This window comes from Herbidospora mongoliensis (assembly GCF_001570545.1).
GTDB classification, from domain to species: Bacteria; Actinomycetota; Actinomycetes; order Streptosporangiales; family Streptosporangiaceae; genus Herbidospora; species Herbidospora mongoliensis.
This window is the reverse complement of record NZ_BBXD01000023.1, coordinates 16,080-35,015: the sequence shown is the minus strand read 5'-3', so window position 1 is coordinate 35,015 and position 18,936 is coordinate 16,080. Positions and strand designations below refer to the sequence as shown.

Below are 18,936 nucleotides of genomic sequence, written 5' to 3'. Positions count from 1 at the left end.
AAAAGACCCGGCGGGACAACTCCCGCCGGGTCTACATAGAAAACATACTTAAGTCCACGAAATTCCGTCGGCCCGAGACAACCGCATCACCCCCTCGCGCCTTGGCCCCCACAGCCAAAGATGGCATCAACGCCCAGGTTCGGGCATACCCCCATTGTCCTGGGCAATCACCTGATTTGCCGCGCTTTTCTTAGGCTTTTCCCATACCGATTGATTAAGACTTCGGAGGGTATTCGCGAGATTACTGCGCGACCATACCTCCGACGAATAGTACGCCTTCCGCGCCCATCCATGCGGCGATTGCGTACACGAGAAGACGGGCGCGCCATGTCAGCCACGCGCCGATCGTGAGCACGGTGGCGACGACCGCGAAGAGTGAGGAGACGGCGATCACGAGGGTCATGCGGCCGGCACATTCCTCGGGCGGCTCACCGCCGGCGCAGAACGCCTCCAGCCCCCAGCCCGCATACACGGAAAGCCCCCAGAGCGCGGCGAGCAGCACCATGACGGCGGCCGGCAGCGCGGGTGGGATCGGGACAGGGCCACGGATCACGTCTGCCGCCCTACCCAGCCACGACACGATGCAGTCGGCCCATAAACCTTTTGGACTGGCCAGGTCTGCCGACTAGGCTGGCCGGTTCGCCCAGCTCTTCAGGAGGCACTCCGTCATGCCCCAGCACACCCTGGCCCCCGACATACCTCCGGCCGACGAACTCGGGGAGGAACGAAGGCACCTCGACGAGTCGCGGGCGGCCCTGCGCGCGATGCGGGAGCACGCCAGCTCGCTCTCGTCGGACATGGCCGGTGACTGGGTCTCCCGGCAGGTGCTCCAGGGCCTGCTCGACCAGCGCGTCGCGGCTCTCGCCGACCATCCGGACACCCCCCTGTTCTTCGGCCGCCTCGACCGCGCCGCCGACGACGACCTGCCGCCGGTCCTGTACGTCGGCCGCCGGCACGTCCACGACGGCGGCGGCCGCGCGCTCGTCATCGACTGGCGCGCACCCGTCTCCCGGGCGTTCTACCAGGCCAGCCCGGCCGAGCCGATGGACATCGACCGTCGCCGCCGGTTCGGCTACCAGGGCGGCCGGCTGACCGCCTTCGAAGACGAGGACCTCGCCCACGGCGGCGACCTCGGCCCCTCCCGCATCCTGACCGACGAGATCGAACGCCCGCGCACCGGCCCGATGCGCGACATCGTGGCCACGATCCAGCCCGACCAGGACGAGATCGTACGCGCCGACCTCGGCGTCACCGTCTGCGTCCAAGGCGCGCCGGGCACCGGTAAGACCGCTGTGGGCCTGCACCGGGCGGCCTATCTGCTGTTCACCCATCGCGAGAAATTGTCTCGCGCCGGCGTGATGATCGTGGGCCCGAACCGCGCGTTCCTCTCGTACATCTCCTCGGTGCTGCCCGCGCTCGGCGAGGTGAAGGTCGACCAGACGACCGTGGCGGGCATCCTGGGAGACCACACCCACCCCGAGGATCCGGCGGTCTCCGCCGTCAAGGGCGACGCCCGGATGGCGCTCGTGCTGAAGCGCGCCCTGTGGCTCCACGTGGTGAAGCCGCTCGAAGGGGTGCTGGTCACCAAGGGGGCCAACCGCTACCGCGTGGCCGACCACGAGGTGCGCGAGATCGTCGCCTCGCTGCGCGGGACCACGCGCTACAACCCCGGTCGGGCCACGCTGGCGCAGCGGCTCGCACACCAGATCCTGGTGCAGATGGAGCGGCGCGGGGAGTCACCCGATGACCGGGTGCAGGACGCGGTGGCCCGGTCGAAGCCGGTCAAGGCCGCGGTCGACCAGGTCTGGCCGAAGCTCGTCCCCCAGCAGGTGCTCTTCCGGCTGCTGGCCGACCCTGAGTTCCTTGCGCGGGCCGCCAGAACCGATCTGACCGCCGAGGAACAGGCGGCGCTGACGTGGACGAAGCCCGCCAAATCACACAAGAGCGCGAAGTGGAGCGCCGCCGACGCCGGCCTCCTCGACGAGCTCGCCGACCTCATGGACCGCACCCCCTCGACCGGCCACATGGTCGTGGACGAGGCGCAGGACCTCTCGGAGATGCAGTTGCGCGCGCTGGGCCGCCGCTGCCGCAACGGTTCGGCGACCATCCTCGGCGACCTCGCTCAGGGCACCACGCCGTGGTCGGCCCGCTCGTGGACCGCCGTGCTGCGGCACCTGGGCTTCGCCGAGGGCCTGGTGACGGAACTGACCCTGGGCTTCCGTGTCCCGCGCGAGGTCCTCGACTACGCCGCCCGCCTGCTGCCCGGCATCGCCCCCGAGCTGGCCGCCCCGCGCTCGCTGCGGCCGGGCGCGGGCTCGCTGAGGCTCGTGGAGACCTCCGATGTCCTCACGGGCGTCAGGGACGCCGTCAGCGCCTCGGGCGAGGGTTCGGTGGGCGTCATCGTCCGCGACGCCGACGCGGAGACCTTCGCGACCGCCCTCGGCGCTCCGGTGCTCGGCCCCGACGGCGACGGATCGAAAGTGCTGGTCGTCCCGGCCGGCCTCGCCAAGGGTCTGGAGTACGACCACGTCGTGGTGGTGGAACCGGCCGACATCGTCGAAGCCGAATCGAGGGGTCTGGCCCGGCTGTATGTCGTGCTGACCCGAGCCGTCACCACCCTGACCGTCGTGCACAGCCGCCCGCTGCCGGAAGCGCTGTGACCCGGCCCGTCATTAGGGTGACGACATGATCCGCTCTGCGACCCCCTCCGACGTCGACTCGCTGCTGGCCTTCTGGCTGGTCGCGGGCGAGGGCACCGATCGGCGTGACGACCCCGCGAAAGTGCACGCGCTCATCGAGCGCGACCCCGAGGCCCTTCTCGTGTACGAACTCGACAGCGCCGTCGTGGGCACGGTCATCGCGGGATGGGACGGCTGGCGCGCCCACCTCTACCGGCTCGCGGTCGCGCCCGAAGCGCGCCGCAAGGGCATCGCGAGGCAGCTCATCGCCGCGGCGGAGGAGCGCTTCAAGGCGTTCGGCGCCTTCCGGGTCGACGCGATGGTCCTGCACGGCAACACCGACGCCCACCCCGCGTGGGCGGCCACCGGATATACGCCACAGCAAGAATGGGGCCGCTGGATCAAGCACCTCTAGGCACCGGCGCGCTCACGACGTACACCCGATAAACAGAAGAAGGCGGGCCCCGGAAACGGGGACCGCCTGCTCTGTGTGGATCTAATGGACTAGAAGTCCATGTCTCCGCCGGGCATGCCGCCGCCTGCGGGAGCCGGGTTCTTCTCCGGCTTCTCGGCGATGACGGCCTCGGTGGTGAGGAACAGGGCCGCGATCGAAGCGGCGTTCTGCAGCGCGGAGCGCGTCACCTTCGCCGGGTCGATGATGCCCGCGTCGAACATGTTGACGTATTCGCCGGTCGCGGCGTTGAGGCCTTCACCCGGGGTCAGGTTGCGGACCTTCTCCACCACGACGCCGCCTTCGAGGCCGGCGTTGATGGCGATCTGCTTCAGGGGCTCCTCGAGCGCCTTCTTCACGATCGCAGCACCGGTGGCCTCGTCACCGAACAGCTCCAGCTTGTCGAACGCCTTGGCCGAAGCCTGCAGCAGAGCGACGCCACCGCCGGGGACGATGCCCTCTTCGACGGCCGCCTTCGCGTTGCGAACGGCGTCTTCGATGCGGTGCTTGCGCTCCTTGAGCTCGACCTCGGTGGCCGCGCCCGCCTTGATGACGGCGACGCCGCCGGCGAGCTTGGCGAGGCGCTCCTGGAGCTTCTCGCGGTCGTAGTCGGAGTCGGTGTTGTCGATCTCGGCGCGGATCTGGTTGACCCGGCCGGCGATCTGCTCGGCGTCACCGGCACCGTCGACGATGGTGGTCTCGTCCTTGGTGACGACGACCTTGCGCGCGCGGCCGAGCTGGTCGAGGGTGGTCGACTCGAGCTTGAGGCCGATCTCCTCGGAGATGACCTGGCCGCCGGTCAGCGTGGCGATGTCGCCCAGCATGGCCTTGCGGCGGTCGCCGAAGCCGGGGGCCTTGACGGCCACCGAGCGGAACAGACCGCGGATCTTGTTCACGACCAGGGTCGCGAGAGCTTCGCCCTCGACGTCCTCGGCGATGATCAGGAGCGGCTTGCCGGCCTGCACGACCTTGTCGAGCAGCGGCAGCAGGTCCTTGTTCGCGGAGATCTTCGAGTTGACGACGAGGATGTAAGGGTCTTCGAGGACCGCTTCCATGCGCTCGGGGTCGGTCACGAAGTAGCCCGAGTTGTAGCCCTTGTCGAAGCGCATACCCTCGGTGAGCTCGAGCTCGAGGCCGAAGGCGTTGCTCTCCTCGACGGTGATGACGCCTTCCTTGCCGACCTTGTCCATCGCTTCCGCGATGAGCTCGCCGATCTCGGTGTCACCGGCGGAGATCGAGGCGGTGGAGGCGATCTGCTCCTTCGTCTCGACGTCCTTCGCGAGCTTGGAAAGCTCCTCGCTGACGCGCTCGACGGCGGCCTCGATGCCCTTCTTCAGGGACATCGGGTTGGCGCCGGCGGCGACGTTGCGCAGACCCTCGCGCACCAGCGCCTGGGCGAGCACGGTGGCGGTGGTGGTGCCGTCACCCGCGACGTCGTCGGTCTTCTTCGCGACTTCCTTGACGAGCTCGGCCCCGATCTTCTCCCACGGGTCTTCGAGCTCGATCTCCTTGGCGATGGAGACACCGTCGTTGGTGATCGTGGGGGCGCCCCACTTCTTCTCCAGCACGACGTTTCGGCCCTTGGGGCCGAGCGTTACCTTCACGGCGTCGGCGAGCTGGTTCATCCCGCGCTCGAGACCGCGCCGGGCTTCCTCGTCAAACGCGATCATCTTGGCTGCCATAAGGCTGGACCTCCCAGTAAGAGGGTGGCTTAAAAGAGGAGGACCGAGCCGACGCCCGCGACGGCAAGGCCCGCATACCCTTTGGCAGGCCCCATCGCCTCGATCCGTATGGTTGGCACTCCCGGCCGGGGAGTGCCAACCAACTGTTTAGCACTCTCCCCCTGCGAGTGCAAGCTGACGGCCGGGCATCACGCCCCCACCAGCACCGGAAGAAAAGAGGAGCCCGGTCCGCAGGCTGCGGACCGGGCTCCACGTCGTTGGGGGTTGTGGGGTTGGTTACTGCCGGTGCGGGGTCAGACGGTCCGGACACCCTCCGCCTGTGGACCCTTCTGTCCCTGCGTGATGTCGAACTCGACCCGCTGGCCCTGCTCCAAGGCCTTGTAGCCGTCCATCATGATTGCCGAGTAATGGACGAAAACGTCCTTACCACCGTCTACCGCGATGAAGCCGTAGCCCTTGTCCGCGTTAAACCATTTGACGGTGCCCTGCGCCACTTTCCGACTCCTCTTGCTGGGCTGGCAACGGACCCGCCCATTCCACCGCTGGATCCGTGACCTTTCGAGCCGGAACAGTGACGCTTCTTTGACGAAGTTCACAGCGCGACCCGGCTACGTCGATCGTTCTCGACCATACCTGTGGCATGCCGTGGGACAACAGAGTCAATCGACCCCTGACTTGTTGTCGCACACCCAAAGCGAGAGGCCTTCTTATTCGGTTAGAGATTGGTTGGTTGAGAATTGCACCATATGCCATGGCACTCATTAAGCTTCGATAACGATAGAAGTGCAGGTAAACATAGAAACACCCACGCACTGTAGGAGTACGTGGGTGTGGGAAAGGCTGCGGAAGGTTACCCTCCGGCTACGGCGGGGATCACCGAAATCTGCACGCCGTCGGGGGTCGGAGTGTCCAAACCTTCGGAGAATCGGACGTCCTCTTCTCCGACGTAGACGTTGACAAAACGCCGGACCTTGCCCGATTCATCGAGGATCCGGGCCCCGATCCCGGGGTAGTCGGCGTCGAGTTTCCCGAAGACCTCACGCAGCGTGGCCCCCTCGCCGGCGACCTCGGACACACCTCCGGTGTACGTCCGGAGAATCGTCGGAATCCGCACCGAAACGCTCATGATTGCTCTCCTTGCTCCGAGGAAGGTCTAGTTGGCGAAGGCCGTGCGGAAGGCGTCCAGAGACGGACGGATGACCGCCGTCGGGCGGGCCTCCGACTGCACGGCGTCGAGGGTCTTGAGCCCTTCGCCGGTGTTGAGGACGACCGTGGTGGCGTCGGGGTCGATGACGCCGGCCTCCGTGAGCTTGCGCAGCACCCCGACCGTCACCCCGCCCGCGGTCTCGGCGAACACGCCCTCGGTGCGGGCCAGCAGCCGGATGGCGGCGACGATCTCGGGGTCGGTGACGTCCTCGACGGCCCCGCCGGTGCGACGGGCGATGTCGAGCACGTAAGGACCGTCGGCGGGGTTGCCGATGGCCAGCGACTTGGCGATCGTGTCGGGCTTCACCGGGCGGACGACGTCGTGCCCGGCCTTGTACGCGGCCGACACCGGCGAGCATCCCTCGGCCTGGGCGCCGAAGATCTTGTAGGGCGTGTCCTCGACGAGGCCGAGCGCGACGAGCTCCTTGAAGCCCTTGTCGATCTTGGTGAGCTGGGAGCCCGAGGCGATCGGGATGATGATCTGCTCGGGGATCCGCCAGCCGAGCTGCTCGGCGATCTCGTAGGCCAGCGTCTTGGAGCCCTCGGCGTAGTAGGGCCGCAGGTTGACGTTGACGAAGCCCCACTTCTCACCCAGCGGGTCACCGATGAGCTCGGAGCAGAAGCGGTTGACCTCGTCGTAGGAGCCCTCGATGGCGACGAGCTGGCCGCCGTACACGGAGGCGACGACGATCTTGGCCTCTTCGAGGTTCGACGGGATGAACACGCACGAGTCGAGCCCGGCCCGCGCGGCGGCGGCGCCGACGGCGCCGGCCAGGTTTCCGGTCGAGGAGCAGGAAAGGGTTGTGAACCCGAAATTACGGGCGGCCTCAACGGCGATCGACACCACGCGGTCCTTGAACGAGTGGGTCGGGTTGCCCGAGTCGTCCTTCACGTGGAGATCGCGGAGCCCGAGCTCGGCGCCGAGGTTCCCGGCGCGGTGGAGCTTGGTCCAGCCGGGCTGGAGGTTGGGCTTGTCGGCCACGTTCGCCGGGACGGGCAGCAGGGCCCGGTAACGCCAGATGTTGGCCGGACCGGCGGCGATGTCCTCGCGGGTCACGGTTCCGAAGTCGTACGCCACCTCAAGTGGCCCGAAACAGTCCTGACAGGCGAAGATCGGGCCGAGGTCGTAACGGGCGCCACACTCGCGGCAGGAGAGGGCGACGGCGGGTCCGAAGTCGTGCTGAAGCGCCATGAAGCGAGGCCTTTCCCTCATCTTCGCCTGCGACCGCCTTGATCACAGACCGGAATTGGCACCTGTTCCGACCGGCCTCGCCACGTGGCGAGTTGAATCGGAATGGTTGCCGGGGCTTCGCAGGGCCGGTCCCTCCACCCCTCTGGATGAGCAATATTCAGTTGTCCACAAAACTGTACCCTGGGCTGCTCAGAGTCCGAATCTGCGTCTCATCTACCGAGATATCCGTCTCCGAGAGAGGCCTGGATGTGCTTCCTGGCCTGGTGGATCCGGCTCTTGGCGGTGCCGAGCGGGATGCCGAGCTGCGCGGCGATGTCGGAGTAGTCGAGCTGCACGATGTCGCAGAGCACCAGCGCGCGGGCCAGGTCGGGCTTCTCGGCCTCCAGCGCCTCGATCGCGTCGAGCAGGTCGAGCCGGGCGCCGGCGATCACGCTGACCCGGTGGGGGTCGGGCCGCTGCTCGGCCAGGTCGTCGCTCGACTGCTCGGCCGAGCGGCGCTTGAGGGTGCGGTAGGTGGTGCGGGCGCAGTTGGCGGTCACGATGTGCAGCCAGGTGGAGAACCGGGAGCGGCCCTCGAAGCGGCCGATGTTGCGGGCCACCGCGAGCAGGGTGTCCTGACAGGCCTCTTCGGCGTCCTGGCGGTAGGGAAGCAGGCGTTCGCAGTGGCGCAGCACGTCGGGCTCGACGCGGCGTAGCAGTTCGCCGAGGGCGACGTGGTCGCCGGTGGCTGCGGTGCGGGCCAGTTCCTCGGTGGTCTCGTCAAGCGGCATTGACTGCCCCGATTCTTCGGCGGCCGAGGGTTTCCTGACATCCTATTGTCGACGACATCTTTTCTTAGTCCTCCGGCCATCTGGGGTGTGCCCACCGTGAGTTCAACGCTGATCGCCTCCAACCGCGGGCCCGTCTCGTTCATCCTCTCGGACGACGGCGCGCTGACGATGCGGAGAGGCGGCGGCGGTCTGGTGTCCGGTTTGTCGGAAGTGGCCGGGGGCGACGACCACCTGTGGGTCTGCGCCGCCCTCACCGACGGCGACCGCAGCGCCGTCCGGGTGGCGCCCGAGGGCCGCATCGACCGCGCGGGTTACGACACCGGTCCTGTACGCATGCTCGACATCCCCCCGGCCGTCTTCCACCGGGCCTACAACGCGGTCGCCAACTCCACCCTGTGGTTCATCGGCCACCTGCTCTACAACACCGCGTTCGCACCCACCTTCGACACCCGGTTCCAGCGGGAGTGGGAGTCCTACCGCGAATACAACGGCGCGTTCGCGCTGGCCCTGGCCGAAGAGGCGGCCCACGGCGCCAAAGTCCTGATCCAGGACTACCACCTGACGCTGGCCCCGGCGATGCTCCGGGTCGACCGTCCCGACCTGCGGGTGGCCCACTTTTCCCACACCCCGTGGGCGCCGCCCGAATACTTCGCGCTGCTGCCCGACGCCATCGCGGCCGAGATCCTCCAGGGCGTGCTGGGCGCCGACCACGCCGGGTTCCTGACCGAGCGGTGGGCGAAGGCGTTCATCGACTGCTGCGAGGCGGTGCTCGACGCCCGGGTCGACCGGGCGGCCATGACGGTGGAGTTCGAGGGCCGCGTCACCCAGATCGGGGTCCACGCCCTGGGCGTCGACGGCGACGCGCTGCTGGAGCGGGCCGCCGAGCCCGACGTCGAGTCGCACATGCAGGCGATCAAGGAACAGGTCGGCGACCGGCGGCTGATCGTCCGCATCGACCGCACCGAGCTGTCCAAGAACATCGTGCGCGGCATGCTGGCCTACCGCGAGTTCCTGGCCGAGCATCCCGAGTGGCACGGCAAGGTCGTCCATTTGGCCTTCGCCTATCCCTCCCGCCACGACCTGCCCGAATACCGCGAATACACCGCGGCCGTGCAGCGCTGCGCCAAGGAGATCGAAGACGAGTACGCCACCGACGACTGGGATCCGCTGATCCTCAACATGCAAGACGACTATCCGCGCTCGCTGGCCGCCTACCGGATGGCCGACGTGCTGCTGGTGAACCCGATCCGCGACGGCATGAACCTGGTCGCGAAGGAGGGGCCGATCCTGTCGCCCCGCTGCGTGCTGGTGCTCTCCCGCGAGGCGGGCGCGGCGGCCGAACTCGGCGCCGACGCCCTGCTGGTGAACCCCTACGACGTCTCCGGCACCGCCGCCGCCCTGTACGAAGGCCTGGTCATGCCCGACAAGGAACGGGCCGAACGCTGCGTCCGCCTGCGCCGGGCGGCCACCGCGATGCCGCCGCAGCGCTGGTTCGCCGATCAGTTGGCCGCCCTGTCCTGACGATGTACGGTTTCCCCGTATATCTATCAATATCGGGGGAAATGCCGGTGTCGACGCCTGCCATCACGTTCACCCGTGACCGGCCCACCTGGTTCGTCTACCTGATGCTGGCGACCTTCGCCACCTACCTCTACGGACTGTCCTCCGCACTGCCCACCCTGCGCGCCGAACTCGGCGTCACCCAGGCCGTCGCCGGGCTCCACGGCACCGGCATGGCCGTCGGCAGCATCCTCACCGGCCTGTCGATGCCCTGGCTGACCCGGCGCTACGGCCGCCGGATCGCCGTCTGGATCGGGATCGCCGGCATGAACGCCGGCATGGTGCTGGTGGCCTTCGGCCCGACGCTCCCGTTCACCCTGGCCGGCTACAGCATCGCCGGCGGCTTCGCCGCCATCGCCCTGTACGTCTCCATGGCCGCCCTCAGCGACCACCACGGCCGGGCCGGACCGGCGTCGATCAGCGAGGCCAACGCGGTCGGCGTGCTCGCGGGCATCCCGGCGACCTACGCGTTCAGCGTGCTGGCCGAATCGGTGCTGGGCTGGCGCACGGCCATGTTCATCCCCATCGTGCTCACCGCGCTGCTGGCGTTCGCGATGGGCCGGGTCTGGTTCCCCGAGGTCCCGGGCGAGCGCTCCGTGGAGCGTTCGAAGACGCCGTTCGGCTGGCGCTTCTACTTCGCCGGCGCGGTGCTGCTCTGCTGCGTGGCCGTGGAGTTCGTGTTCAACCTCTGGGCCGCCGAACTGTTCTCCCAGCGGACCGGGCTCTCGCTGGCCGAGGCGGCCACCGGGCTGACCGCGATGCTCTGCGGCATCGCCGCCGGACGCTTCGGCGGCGCCGCGCTCACCCTGCGCTACCCGGTCTGGCAGGTCTTCCTCGGCACCATGGCCGTCACCCTCGTCGGCTGGGCGGTCTTCTGGTCGACGACCGCCGTGGCCGTCGGCTACCTCGGCCTGGTGATCAGCGGCGCCGGGATCGGCATGCTGTTCCCGCTGGGCCTGACCCGGATGATCGAGACCTCGGGCGGCCGGCCCGACCAGGCCAGCGGGATCGCGTCCGTGTGGGCGGGGGTGGGCTCGGGCACCGGGCCCTTCGTGCTGGGCGCGCTGGGTGACTCCTTCGGCACCCACGCGGCGTTCCTGCTGGCCCCCGCGCTCCTCGGCCTCGCGGCCGGCGGGCTGCTCAGCTCCAGGTCGAATTTTTGAGCACGGTCGCCAGGCCCGGCGTCTTCCACTGGTCGACGATCAGGATCTTCGACTGCGGCAGGTACCACTCGCGCTGGGTGAAGTAGCCCGCGAAGTTGTATTTCGGCGGGCCGTACATGCAGCTGCCCGTCCACTCGCGGTAGTGGGCGTTGTGACCGGCGCCGACGAGCTTGTAGCCCTTGACGACGGGCTTGGTCCTGAACGACCTCATCCACAGCTTCTTGTCGTAGACGCAGGGGCCCACGTCGGTCGCCGGGCTGTAGGGGCGGCTCGGCTCGTAGGCGTTGAAGGTCTCGTGGCCGACCCTGATGGCGGCCGGGCCGAACACCCAGAAGCTGCGGCAGCCCGAGTCGCGGAAACCGAAGTTCTTGGTCCCCGCCGTCGGACAGCTGCCGGTGACGACCCGCGTGTAGTCGGGCGCGACCTTGTAGACCTTCCAGGTCTTCGGAATCTTGATCGTGAGGCCGTTGCGCAGGTGGACCGACTTGGTGCCGGGAGCGGCGGCAGCAGGGGTGGAGACGAGCCCGACCAGCGCGAGGCCCGCGGCGGCCATAGCCAGGGTTCTGGAGATCATGGCGCAGACGCTACTGCTCGCGACTTGCGATCGACTTGAGAAGCTCCTCGAGGAAGGCGACCACGCCATCGGGGCCGTCGACCACGATGTCGGCCTGTTCGGCCAGCGCGGTCACCTCGGCCGAGGCCGAGCAGACGCGGACCCCCGGGATGTTCACCGACGCCACCGCCTCGAACGCGGCCAGGTCGCCCAGGTCGTCGCCGATGAACATGACCGAGCGGGCCCGCTCGGCGATGAGGAGCTCCTTGAGCGCCTTGCCCTTGTCGACGCCGGGGCCGCGCAGCTCCAGCACCTTGCGGCCGGGCTCGACCACCAGGCCGTTGACGGCGGCCAGTTCGATCAGCGGCACCCGCAGCGCCTCCAGGGCGGCGTCGGGGTCGGGGCAGCTCCGGGTGTGGACGGCCAGCGCACGCCCCTTGTCTTCGATCGTGACGCCCTCATGACCCGACAGCAGGCCGGGCAGCGCGGCGCGGATCTTCACCAAGCCGGCCGGCGGGGGCGGCGAGGTGATCTCCCCGCCCTCCCAGCGCTCGATGCCGTACTGCCCGAGGATGACCAGGCCGGGGACCTCCACCAGATCGGGGCCCTCCGGGGTGTCGCCCAGGGCGAGCGCGGTGCCCGGCGGGCGGCCGGTGACGACCGCGATGCGGCGCACCACCTCGGCCAGCCGGATCAGCGCGGCCGGGGCCGCCGGGTGGATCCAGGCGGAGGAGGGGTCGGCGACGATCGGTGACAGGGTTCCGTCGAAGTCGAGGCCGATGACCGCCCCGCCCGGATCGTTCACCATCGCCTCGAGACCGGCCCGGCCGGCCTTGGTCCGAACGTCCGGCATGTCCCCCACGGCCTTGCCCCTTTCATCGCGCGACGGGTCACTCTGTCAATCGCAGGTTAACGCGACGTGAACTCAGCCCGACCGTCCGCGTCCGCGTCGGCGCGCGTCGCGGCGCTCGCGCAGACGGTTGACGAGGGCGGGGTCGGCGGCCAGCGCCTCGGGACGGTCGATCAGAACGGCGAGCACCTGGTAGTAGCGCGTGGTGGACATGCCGAAGGTGTCTTTGATCGCCTGTTCCTTCGCGCCCGGATGACGCCACCAGCCACCCTCGAACTCGAGAATGGCCGCGTCCTGCGGGGAGAGAGCGTCCACACGGGCAATGCTAACTGTCGCCATTTATCGGGGAGGCAACGTAATGTCACCAGGTGTGACGCCTGTTATCACTCTCCTGACGGACTACGGTCTCGAAGACGGTTTCGTTGCCGCGTGTCACGGCGTTATCGCCGGCATCGCCCCCGAGGCCCGGATCATCGACGTCGGCCATCTCGTCCCGGCGGGTGACGTGCGGCGCGGGGCCGCGATCCTCGCCCAGACGATCCCCTATCTCCCCCGTGGTGTGCACATCGCGGTGGTCGATCCGTCGGTCGGGTCGAGCACCCGGCGGGCGGTCGCGATCGAGGCGGGCGGACGGGTGTTCGTGGGGCCCGACAACGGGGTGCTCTCGTGGGCGGTGCACGCCGTCGGCGGCGCGACCGGGGCCTTCGAGCTGACCAACGAAGACGTCTGGCTCAAGCCGGTGTCCCGGACCTTCCACGGGCGTGACATCTTCTGCCCGGTCGCCGGCCATGTGGTGGCGGGCCGCGACCTGACCGAGCTGGGCACCGCCATCCCGCTGCGCGAGCTGGTGACGCTGCCCGAGCCGACCTCCCGGCTGCGTGACGGCGCGTGCGAGGGCGAGGTGCTCTCGGTCGACCGCCACGGCAACGTCCAGCTCTCCATCACCGCCGCCGACCTGGGTTTCCTGGGGGTGCGCGACGGCGACACCCTGGCCGTCTGGCTCGGCCGCCGTCAGCTGGCTGTCCCCTACCGCGACACGTTCGCCGCCGTCCCCCCGGGCGACCTGGTGGCCTTCACCGACTCCGCCGGGCTGGTGGCCGTGGCCGTCAACGCCGGTGACGCCGCGCAGCGGCTGGGGTTGCCGCCGGGTGCGCATGTACGTCTGTCTCCCGCCCGGACATAACGCACTGTATTTGAATGTTCACGGAAAGGTCAGATTCGCGGGCGTGAGCGTGCCAGAATAGGCCGCCGTGACCTCTGTGGCATCACGGCTGCTCATGGTCTGTGTGGCGGCCGGGCTGATCTTTCCGGCCCCCGCTCACGCCGATGAGCTGGGGACGGCGGCCCGGGAGCGGCAGTGGCCGCTGGAGGTCATGGGCGTACCGGCCGCGTGGGAGCTGAGCCGGGGCGAGGGCGTCACGGTGGCCGTCCTCGACACCGGCGTCGACACCCACCACCCCGACCTGGCCGGAGCCGTCGTCGAGGGTCCCGACCTGACGGGGGCCGGGACCACCCGAGTCGGCCGCCACGGCACCTCGATGGCCAGCCTGATCGCCGGGCGCGGCCACGGCGAGGGCGGTGAGCTCGGGGTGGTCGGGGTGGCCCCCCGCGCTCGGGTGCTGTCGATCCGGGTGACCCTGGAGGCCGACGACCCGGCCCGCACCGACCCCCACGTCGCGGTGCTGGTCCGGGGCGCGGTCGCCCGGGGCATCCGGTGGGCCGTCGACCACGGCGCCGAGGTGATCAGCATGTCCCTGGGCGGCGGCGACGGCAGCTACCGGGGCAGTCCCGACGAAGACGCCGCCGTCCGCTACGCCCTGTCGAAGGGGGTGGTCCTGGTGGCCTCGTCCGGGAACGACGGCGAGGGCGCCAACCGGCCCACCTTCCCGGCCGCCTACCCGGGGGTGATCGCGGTCGGGGCGGTCGACGAGCGGCTCGGCCCGGCGCCGTTCTCCAACCGGCAGGACTACGTGTCGGTGACCGCCCCCGGCACCGGCATCGTCAGCGCCGACGGGCACGCGTCCTATGTGGTCGGCGACGGCACGAGTTCGGCCGCCGCGTTCGTGGCGGGCATCGCCGCCCTCATCAAGGCCCGGCATCCCGGCATCGGCGTGACCGACGTCCGCCGGGCGATCCTGCAGGGCTCCGTCCGGATGAACACGGGCCGGCGTGATGAGGCCTACGGCAGCAGGGTGGCGAACGCGCGCCGGGCGTTGCTGGCCGCCGGAGCCCCTCGGCGGGTGCTGATGGCGGCGCGGCCTCGGCAGGCGGCCGTCGGAGGCGATTTGAGATCTACCGGTGTGGGGCCTTTGATCTGGGCCGCCCTGTTGTTACTTGTCGTCGCGTTGGTCGCGAGGGTGGCGCTTCGCGCCTGAGCATTGCGGTTCCCTTGCCGCTCCCTGACCGGATGGGGGGTCCTCCCCTTACGAAAGACCGGGTAGACATGTGTCTGACTACACACAGTAGTCATCCGCGTGCTCAGCCGCCCGGACCCACCTCAGGGGAGATACATATGATCCGCCGAATCGTCGTTGCCTCGGCCGCCGCTGGTCTCGTCGTCGTCGCCCCCGCCAGCATGGCGCACGCCGACGTTCCCGTCACCAACCTTCTGAACACGCAGTGCGTGTCGTCGCCCGAGCTCCTCAGTGGCCTCCCCGTGCTGGCCACCCTGCTCTCGCCGGTCTGCGGCCTGGTCAAGAGCCTGCCGGGCCTGGTCGGCCAGGTCGTCGGTGGCGCCACCACCGGCCTCCCGCTGCCGTCGGTCCCCGGCGTCAGCACCGGCACCGTCACCGGCCTGCTGCCGGTCAACGCCGTCTCGGTTCGCTAGTTCTCGCGCACCACTTGTGGATGGGCCCCCGCCTGGATCCAGCGGGGGCCTTTCCCGTTTACTCTCCGTAACGAATTACGAGGCGCCCACGACGTCGTGAACCTCGGCGAAGTGGCAGGCGCTCTCATGATCCGTACCCGGACGGATCTGGAGAAGCGGTTCTTCGACGGCGCAGATCTCCTGCGCCTTCCAGCACCTGGTCCGGAACCGGCAGCCCGACGGCGGGTTGGCCGGCGACGGCGGGTCACCCTGCAGGATGATCCGCTCACGCGTCTCCCGGCCCTCGGGGTTGGGCACCGGCACCGCCGACAGCAGCGCCTGGGTGTACGGGTGGCTCGGCTTGTCGTAGATCTCGGTGTCCTTGCCGATCTCCACGATCTTCCCGAGATACATCACCGCCACACGGTCGGAGATGTGCCGCACCACCGAGAGGTCGTGCGCGATGAAGATGTACGCCAGCCCGAACTCGTTCTGCAGCCGCTCCAGCAGGTTGATGACCTGCGCCTGGATCGACACGTCGAGCGCGGAGACCGGCTCGTCGCAGACGATGATCTCGGGCTGCAGCGCCAGCCCCCGGGCGATGCCGATGCGCTGCCGCTGACCACCGGAGAACTGGTGGGGGTAGCGGTTGATGTGGTCGGGGTTGAGCCCGACGACCTCCAGCAGATCCTGCACCTTCTTGCGCCGGTCGCCCTTCGGGGCCACCTCGGTGTGGATCTCGTAGGGCTCCCCGATGATGTCGCCGACCGTCATGCGCGGGTTCAGCGACGTGTACGGGTCCTGCATCACCATCTGGATGTTGCGGCGGAACCGCTTCAGGTTGCTGCCCTTGTGCAGGTCGACGACCTCGCCGTTGACCTTGACCGTGCCGGAGGTCGGCTTCTCCAGCGCCATCAGCAGCTTGGCCAGCGTCGACTTGCCGCAGCCGGACTCGCCGACCACGCCGAGGGTCTCCCCCCGGTTCAGTTCGAAGCTGACGCCGTCGACCGCCTTGATCGCGCCGACCTGGCGCTTCAGCACGATCCCCTGCGTCAGCGGGAAGTGCTTGACCAGGTCACGGACCTCGAGGATGGGGTCACCCTGCGGTGCCATCGAGGACCTCCCTCCAGTAGTGGCACGCGCTGCTGCGCGTACCGCTGATCGCGTGCAGCGCCGGGACGTCGGTCACGCAGTTGTCCTGACGGAACGGGCAGCGGGGGTGGAAGGCACAGCCCGTCGGCATGTCGAGCAGGTTCGGCGGCAGGCCCTTGATGGCGTACAGCTCCTGGCCCTTCATGTCGACCCGGGGGATCGACTCCAGCAGGCCCTTGGTGTACGGGTGCGCGGGGTTGCGGTAGATGTCGTGCACCGGGGCGTTCTCGACGATGCGGCCGCCGTACATGACCGCGATCTTGTCCGCGACGTCGGCGACCACGCCGAGGTCGTGGGTGATCAGGATCAGGCCCATGTTGCTGTCGCGCTGGAGTTCGGCCAGCAGCTCCATGATCTGGGCCTGCACGGTGACGTCCAGAGCGGTCGTCGGCTCGTCGGCGATGAGCAGGTCGGGGTCCAGCGCGATCGACATCGCGATCATGATGCGCTGGCGCATACCGCCGGAGAACTGGTGCGGGTAGTCGTTGACGCGCTGCCTGGCGGCCGGGATGCGGACCCGGTCCATCAGCTCGATCGCCTTGGTGTAGGAGTCCTTCTTCGACATGCCCTTGTGCACGCGGAACATCTCGGCGATCTGCCAGCCCACGGTGAACACCGGGTTGAGCGCCGAAAGGGCGTCCTGGAAGATCATCGCGATCTGCTGGCCGCGGATCTGGCTGCGCTGGTTCTCCGACAGCTTGAGCAGGTCGGTGCCCCGGAAGCGGATCTCCCCCTTGGGGACGCGCGCCGGCGGCATGTCGAGGATGCCCATGATCGCCTGGGCCGTCACCGACTTGCCGGAGCCCGACTCACCCAGCACCGCGAGGGTCTCCCCCGCGTTGAGCGCGTAGGAAACGCCGTTGACCGCGCGGACCACACCCTGCCGCGTGGTGAACTCCACGTGCAGGTTGTCGACCGCGAGCAGCGGCTCGGTGCCGATCGTGCCGCTGTCGGCCGGAAGCAGATGCGTGTCGACGGACGGGTTCTTCACTGATCACCCCTCCTATCGAAGCTTCGGGTCGAATGCGTCACGGACGGCGTCGCCGAGCATGACGAACGCCAGCACCGTGATGCTCAGGAACAGGGCCGGGAACAACAGCGCCTCCGGAGCCTGCAGGAACCGGTTGCGCGCGTCGGCGATCATCAGACCCCACGAGATGTCGGGCGACTGGATGCCGACGCCGAGGAACGACAGCGCGGCCTCGGCGGCGATGAAGACGCCCATGTTCATGGTCGCCACGACGATCACCGGGGCCACCGCGTTCGGCAGGATGTGCCGCTGCATGATCCGGCCGGGCCCGGCGCCGAGCGCCCGCGCCGCGACCACGTAGTCCTGACTCTTGGACGACATGACCGCCGCCCGCATGATGCGCAGCACCATCGGCCAGGCCAGCACCGACAGCGCCAGCACCACGGTCCAGATGCCCGCGTTGTCCCGGCCGACCACGGCCAGGATCAGCAGCGCGCCCAGGGTCGAGGGGACCGCGAAGAAGACCTCGGCGAGGCGGGACAGGACCGTGTCGGTCCAGCGGCCGTAGAAACCGGCCAGCAGGCCGAGCAGACCACCGATGAGCGTGGTCGCCAGGGTCGAGAACACACCCACCATGATCGAGATCCGGGCGCCGTAGATGACCCGCGAGTAGGTGTCGCAGCCCAGGTTGTCGGTGCCGAACCAGTGGGCCGAACTCACGCCCTGGCGGGCGATGGTCAGGTCGCACGTGCTCGAATCAAATGCGTTGACCGGAGAGAACAGACCCGGAATGATCGACATGACCACAAGGATCGCGATCAAGACGGCGGCGATGATGAAGACCTTGCTCCGCCGCAGGTCGTACAACGCGTCCGACCACAGGCTCGCCGGCCTCTTCTGCTTCGGCGGCTTGACCGGCTTCTGCTCGGTGAGCGTGTCACTCATAGCGGATCCTGGGGTCGAGAACGGCGTACAGCAGGTCGACGATCAGGTTGGCGGCGATGAAGATCAGCACCAGCACCGTCACGATGCCGACCACGACCGAGTTCTCCGACAGGTAGACCGAGTCGAAGAGCTGCCGGCCGATGCCGTTGAGGTTGAAGATGGTCTCGGTGATCACCGCGCCGCTCATCAGCGCGCCGAGGTCGGCGCCCAGATAGGTGACCAGCGGGATCAGCGAGTTGCGCAGGGCGTGCCGGCCGAGAACTCTTCGTCGCGGCATGCCCTTGGCTATTGCCGTTCGCACATAGTCGGCTCGCAGCGTCTCCATCAGGCTGGTCCGTGTCAGCCGCGTCAGATACGCGATCGACGTGCCGGCCAGCACCAGGCCCGGCAGCAGATAGCTGCGCCAGCCCTCCGAGGTGCCCGCGACGGGGAAGAAGTCGATGCCCGTGGAGGTCTTGAGCTGCACGCCCAGCACCAGCTGGAGCACGAAGCCGCTGACCAGCGTCGGGACCGACACCAGCAGCAGGGTGAAGGCCAGGATCGCGGTGTCGGCGGCCTTGCCGCGGCGCAGCGCGGCGATGAGGCCCAGGCCGACGCCCACGATCGCTTCGATCACCAGGGCCATCAGGGCCAGGTTCAGGGTGACCTGGAACTTGCCTTCGAAAATGGTCGACACCGGCACACCGCGGAAGGTCATTCCGAAGTCACCGGTGAAGATGCCCTGTACGTAATAGCCGTACTGGACGATCAGAGGGTCATCTAGGTGGAACATCTCGCGCATCGTGGCCCGGAAAATCGGGTCGACCGCCCGGTCGCCGGCGAGGGCCTGGATGGGGTCGCCCGGCAGGGCGTAGACGAGCGCGAAGATGAGAAACGTGGTGCCAAGCAGCACAGGGATCGCCTGAAGCAGGCGCCTGACAACGTAGCGGCCCATTCGGTCTCCCGATCATGACGAAGG

20 protein-coding genes and 1 riboswitch are annotated in these 18,936 nt (G+C 68.6%); of the genes, 7 read left to right on the top strand and 13 right to left on the bottom strand.

Translation table 11 applies throughout. From position 1 onward, the window contains the following. Positions 1-241 precede the first annotated feature (241 nt). Entirely contained in the window at positions 242-505 is a 264-nt protein-coding gene (locus AW272_RS33540) for a hypothetical protein (protein ID WP_169807677.1), read from the bottom strand. A gap of 163 nt (positions 506-668) precedes the next feature. On the opposite strand from AW272_RS33540, the gene AW272_RS33535 reads away from it, so the two are divergent. Then, positions 669-2,660, top strand: a complete 1,992-nt coding sequence (locus tag AW272_RS33535) for a HelD family protein (protein WP_066373703.1) — start codon at positions 669-671, stop codon at positions 2,658-2,660. A gap of 25 nt (positions 2,661-2,685) precedes the next feature. Next, a complete protein-coding gene (locus tag AW272_RS33530; RefSeq protein ID WP_066373701.1) occupies positions 2,686-3,093 on the top strand; it encodes a GNAT family N-acetyltransferase in 408 nt (135 codons plus the stop codon). A gap of 89 nt (positions 3,094-3,182) precedes the next feature. Here the strand turns inward: AW272_RS33530 and groL are convergent, their stop codons facing one another. The 5 genes from groL to AW272_RS33505 all read right to left on the bottom strand — a co-directional run bounded on the left by groL (position 3,183) and on the right by AW272_RS33505 (position 7,979). Continuing rightward, positions 3,183-4,811: a chaperonin GroEL gene (groL, locus tag AW272_RS33525; RefSeq protein WP_066373699.1), complete on the bottom strand. Its 1,629-nt coding sequence runs from the start codon at positions 4,809-4,811 to the stop codon at positions 3,183-3,185. Positions 4,812-5,104: 293 nt separating this feature from the next. Continuing rightward, complete coding sequence (locus tag AW272_RS33520; protein ID WP_066373698.1) at positions 5,105-5,305, bottom strand: cold-shock protein; 201 nt, start codon at positions 5,303-5,305, stop codon at positions 5,105-5,107. Between the two features lie 356 nt (positions 5,306-5,661). Further along, positions 5,662-5,937 (bottom strand): MoaD/ThiS family protein, encoded by a 276-nt coding sequence (locus AW272_RS33515; RefSeq protein ID WP_066373696.1) that lies wholly within the window; start codon positions 5,935-5,937, stop codon positions 5,662-5,664. A 27-nt stretch (positions 5,938-5,964) separates the two neighbouring features. Next, positions 5,965-7,209, bottom strand: coding sequence for a threonine synthase (thrC, locus tag AW272_RS33510; protein WP_245657863.1), 1,245 nt, complete (start codon positions 7,207-7,209; stop codon positions 5,965-5,967). Positions 7,210-7,223: 14 nt separating this feature from the next. After that, positions 7,224-7,362: riboswitch (SAM riboswitch) on the bottom strand. A 56-nt stretch (positions 7,363-7,418) separates the two neighbouring features. Then, positions 7,419-7,979 carry an RNA polymerase sigma factor gene (locus tag AW272_RS33505; protein WP_061299589.1) on the bottom strand — a complete coding sequence of 187 codons (561 nt, stop codon included), beginning with the start codon at positions 7,977-7,979 and terminating at the stop codon, positions 7,419-7,421. Between the two features lie 96 nt (positions 7,980-8,075). On the opposite strand from AW272_RS33505, the gene AW272_RS33500 reads away from it, so the two are divergent. Continuing rightward, on the top strand, positions 8,076-9,500 hold the full coding sequence (locus AW272_RS33500) for an alpha,alpha-trehalose-phosphate synthase (UDP-forming) (RefSeq protein ID WP_083959005.1): 1,425 nt from the start codon (positions 8,076-8,078) through the stop codon (positions 9,498-9,500). A gap of 47 nt (positions 9,501-9,547) precedes the next feature. Next, positions 9,548-10,702, top strand: a complete 1,155-nt coding sequence (locus tag AW272_RS33495; RefSeq protein ID WP_169807676.1) for an MFS transporter — start codon at positions 9,548-9,550, stop codon at positions 10,700-10,702. Here AW272_RS33495 and AW272_RS33490 read toward each other — a convergent pair. From AW272_RS33490 to AW272_RS33480, 3 genes are all read right to left on the bottom strand, one after another. Next, the gene (locus AW272_RS33490; RefSeq protein WP_157518993.1) at positions 10,680-11,276 is read right to left on the bottom strand and encodes a hypothetical protein; all 597 of its coding nucleotides are present in this window, start codon (positions 11,274-11,276) and stop codon (positions 10,680-10,682) included. The two genes, AW272_RS33495 and AW272_RS33490, sit on opposite strands and share 23 nt — an antisense overlap. A gap of 10 nt (positions 11,277-11,286) precedes the next feature. Then, complete coding sequence (otsB, locus tag AW272_RS33485) at positions 11,287-12,108, bottom strand: trehalose-phosphatase (protein WP_066373683.1); 822 nt, start codon at positions 12,106-12,108, stop codon at positions 11,287-11,289. 72 nt (positions 12,109-12,180) lie between these two features. Continuing rightward, positions 12,181-12,420, bottom strand: coding sequence for a DUF3263 domain-containing protein (locus AW272_RS33480; protein ID WP_066373680.1), 240 nt, complete (start codon positions 12,418-12,420; stop codon positions 12,181-12,183). A 55-nt stretch (positions 12,421-12,475) separates the two neighbouring features. Here AW272_RS33480 and AW272_RS33475 point away from each other — a divergent pair, with 55 nt between their 5' ends. The 3 genes from AW272_RS33475 (at position 12,476) to AW272_RS33465 (ending at position 14,932) form a co-directional block, all read left to right on the top strand. Beyond that, positions 12,476-13,288 (top strand): SAM hydrolase/SAM-dependent halogenase family protein, encoded by an 813-nt coding sequence (locus AW272_RS33475; RefSeq protein WP_245657862.1) that lies wholly within the window; start codon positions 12,476-12,478, stop codon positions 13,286-13,288. A 67-nt stretch (positions 13,289-13,355) separates the two neighbouring features. Continuing rightward, positions 13,356-14,480 (top strand): S8 family serine peptidase, encoded by a 1,125-nt coding sequence (locus tag AW272_RS33470; protein WP_157518991.1) that lies wholly within the window; start codon positions 13,356-13,358, stop codon positions 14,478-14,480. Positions 14,481-14,617: 137 nt separating this feature from the next. Then, entirely contained in the window at positions 14,618-14,932 is a 315-nt protein-coding gene (locus AW272_RS33465; RefSeq protein WP_066373674.1) for a hypothetical protein, read from the top strand. A gap of 75 nt (positions 14,933-15,007) precedes the next feature. Here AW272_RS33465 and AW272_RS33460 read toward each other — a convergent pair whose 3' ends face one another. Genes AW272_RS33460 through AW272_RS33445 form a run of 4 tightly spaced genes read right to left on the bottom strand, consistent with a single transcriptional unit; the run spans position 15,008 to position 18,912 of the window. Further along, a complete protein-coding gene (locus tag AW272_RS33460; protein WP_066373673.1) occupies positions 15,008-16,024 on the bottom strand; it encodes an ABC transporter ATP-binding protein in 1,017 nt (338 codons plus the stop codon). Next, positions 16,008-17,054: an ABC transporter ATP-binding protein gene (locus tag AW272_RS33455; RefSeq protein ID WP_066373672.1), complete on the bottom strand. Its 1,047-nt coding sequence runs from the start codon at positions 17,052-17,054 to the stop codon at positions 16,008-16,010. The genes AW272_RS33460 and AW272_RS33455 overlap by 17 nt, the downstream gene beginning before the upstream one ends. Positions 17,055-17,066: 12 nt before the next feature. Next, the gene (locus tag AW272_RS33450) at positions 17,067-17,978 is read right to left on the bottom strand and encodes an ABC transporter permease (protein WP_066373671.1); all 912 of its coding nucleotides are present in this window, start codon (positions 17,976-17,978) and stop codon (positions 17,067-17,069) included. Then, the gene (locus tag AW272_RS33445) at positions 17,971-18,912 is read right to left on the bottom strand and encodes an ABC transporter permease (protein ID WP_066373670.1); all 942 of its coding nucleotides are present in this window, start codon (positions 18,910-18,912) and stop codon (positions 17,971-17,973) included. Before AW272_RS33445 ends, AW272_RS33450 begins: the two co-directional genes overlap by 8 nt. Positions 18,913-18,936 lie beyond the last annotated feature (24 nt).

Excerpts from the sequence above, each read along its gene's own strand:
- AW272_RS33450 (WP_066373671.1), bottom strand. The coding sequence starts at position 17,978 with ATGAGTGACACGCTCACCGAGCAGAAGCCGGTCAAGCCGCCGAAGCAG.
- AW272_RS33515 (WP_066373696.1), bottom strand. The coding sequence starts at position 5,937 with ATGAGCGTTTCGGTGCGGATTCCGACGATTCTCCGGACGTACACCGGA.
- AW272_RS33530 (WP_066373701.1), top strand. The coding sequence starts at position 2,686 with ATGATCCGCTCTGCGACCCCCTCCGACGTCGACTCGCTGCTGGCCTTC.
- AW272_RS33490 (WP_157518993.1), bottom strand. The coding sequence starts at position 11,276 with ATGATCTCCAGAACCCTGGCTATGGCCGCCGCGGGCCTCGCGCTGGTC.
- otsB (WP_066373683.1), bottom strand. The coding sequence starts at position 12,108 with ATGCCGGACGTTCGGACCAAGGCCGGCCGGGCCGGTCTCGAGGCGATG.
- AW272_RS33465 (WP_066373674.1), top strand. The coding sequence starts at position 14,618 with ATGATCCGCCGAATCGTCGTTGCCTCGGCCGCCGCTGGTCTCGTCGTC.
- thrC (WP_245657863.1), bottom strand. The coding sequence starts at position 7,209 with ATGGCGCTTCAGCACGACTTCGGACCCGCCGTCGCCCTCTCCTGCCGC.
- AW272_RS33445 (WP_066373670.1), bottom strand. The coding sequence starts at position 18,912 with ATGGGCCGCTACGTTGTCAGGCGCCTGCTTCAGGCGATCCCTGTGCTG.
- AW272_RS33460 (WP_066373673.1), bottom strand. The coding sequence starts at position 16,024 with ATGGCACCGCAGGGTGACCCCATCCTCGAGGTCCGTGACCTGGTCAAG.
- AW272_RS33535 (WP_066373703.1), top strand. The coding sequence starts at position 669 with ATGCCCCAGCACACCCTGGCCCCCGACATACCTCCGGCCGACGAACTC.
- AW272_RS33540 (WP_169807677.1), bottom strand. The coding sequence starts at position 505 with ATGGTGCTGCTCGCCGCGCTCTGGGGGCTTTCCGTGTATGCGGGCTGG.
- groL (WP_066373699.1), bottom strand. The coding sequence starts at position 4,811 with ATGGCAGCCAAGATGATCGCGTTTGACGAGGAAGCCCGGCGCGGTCTC.
- AW272_RS33505 (WP_061299589.1), bottom strand. The coding sequence starts at position 7,979 with ATGCCGCTTGACGAGACCACCGAGGAACTGGCCCGCACCGCAGCCACC.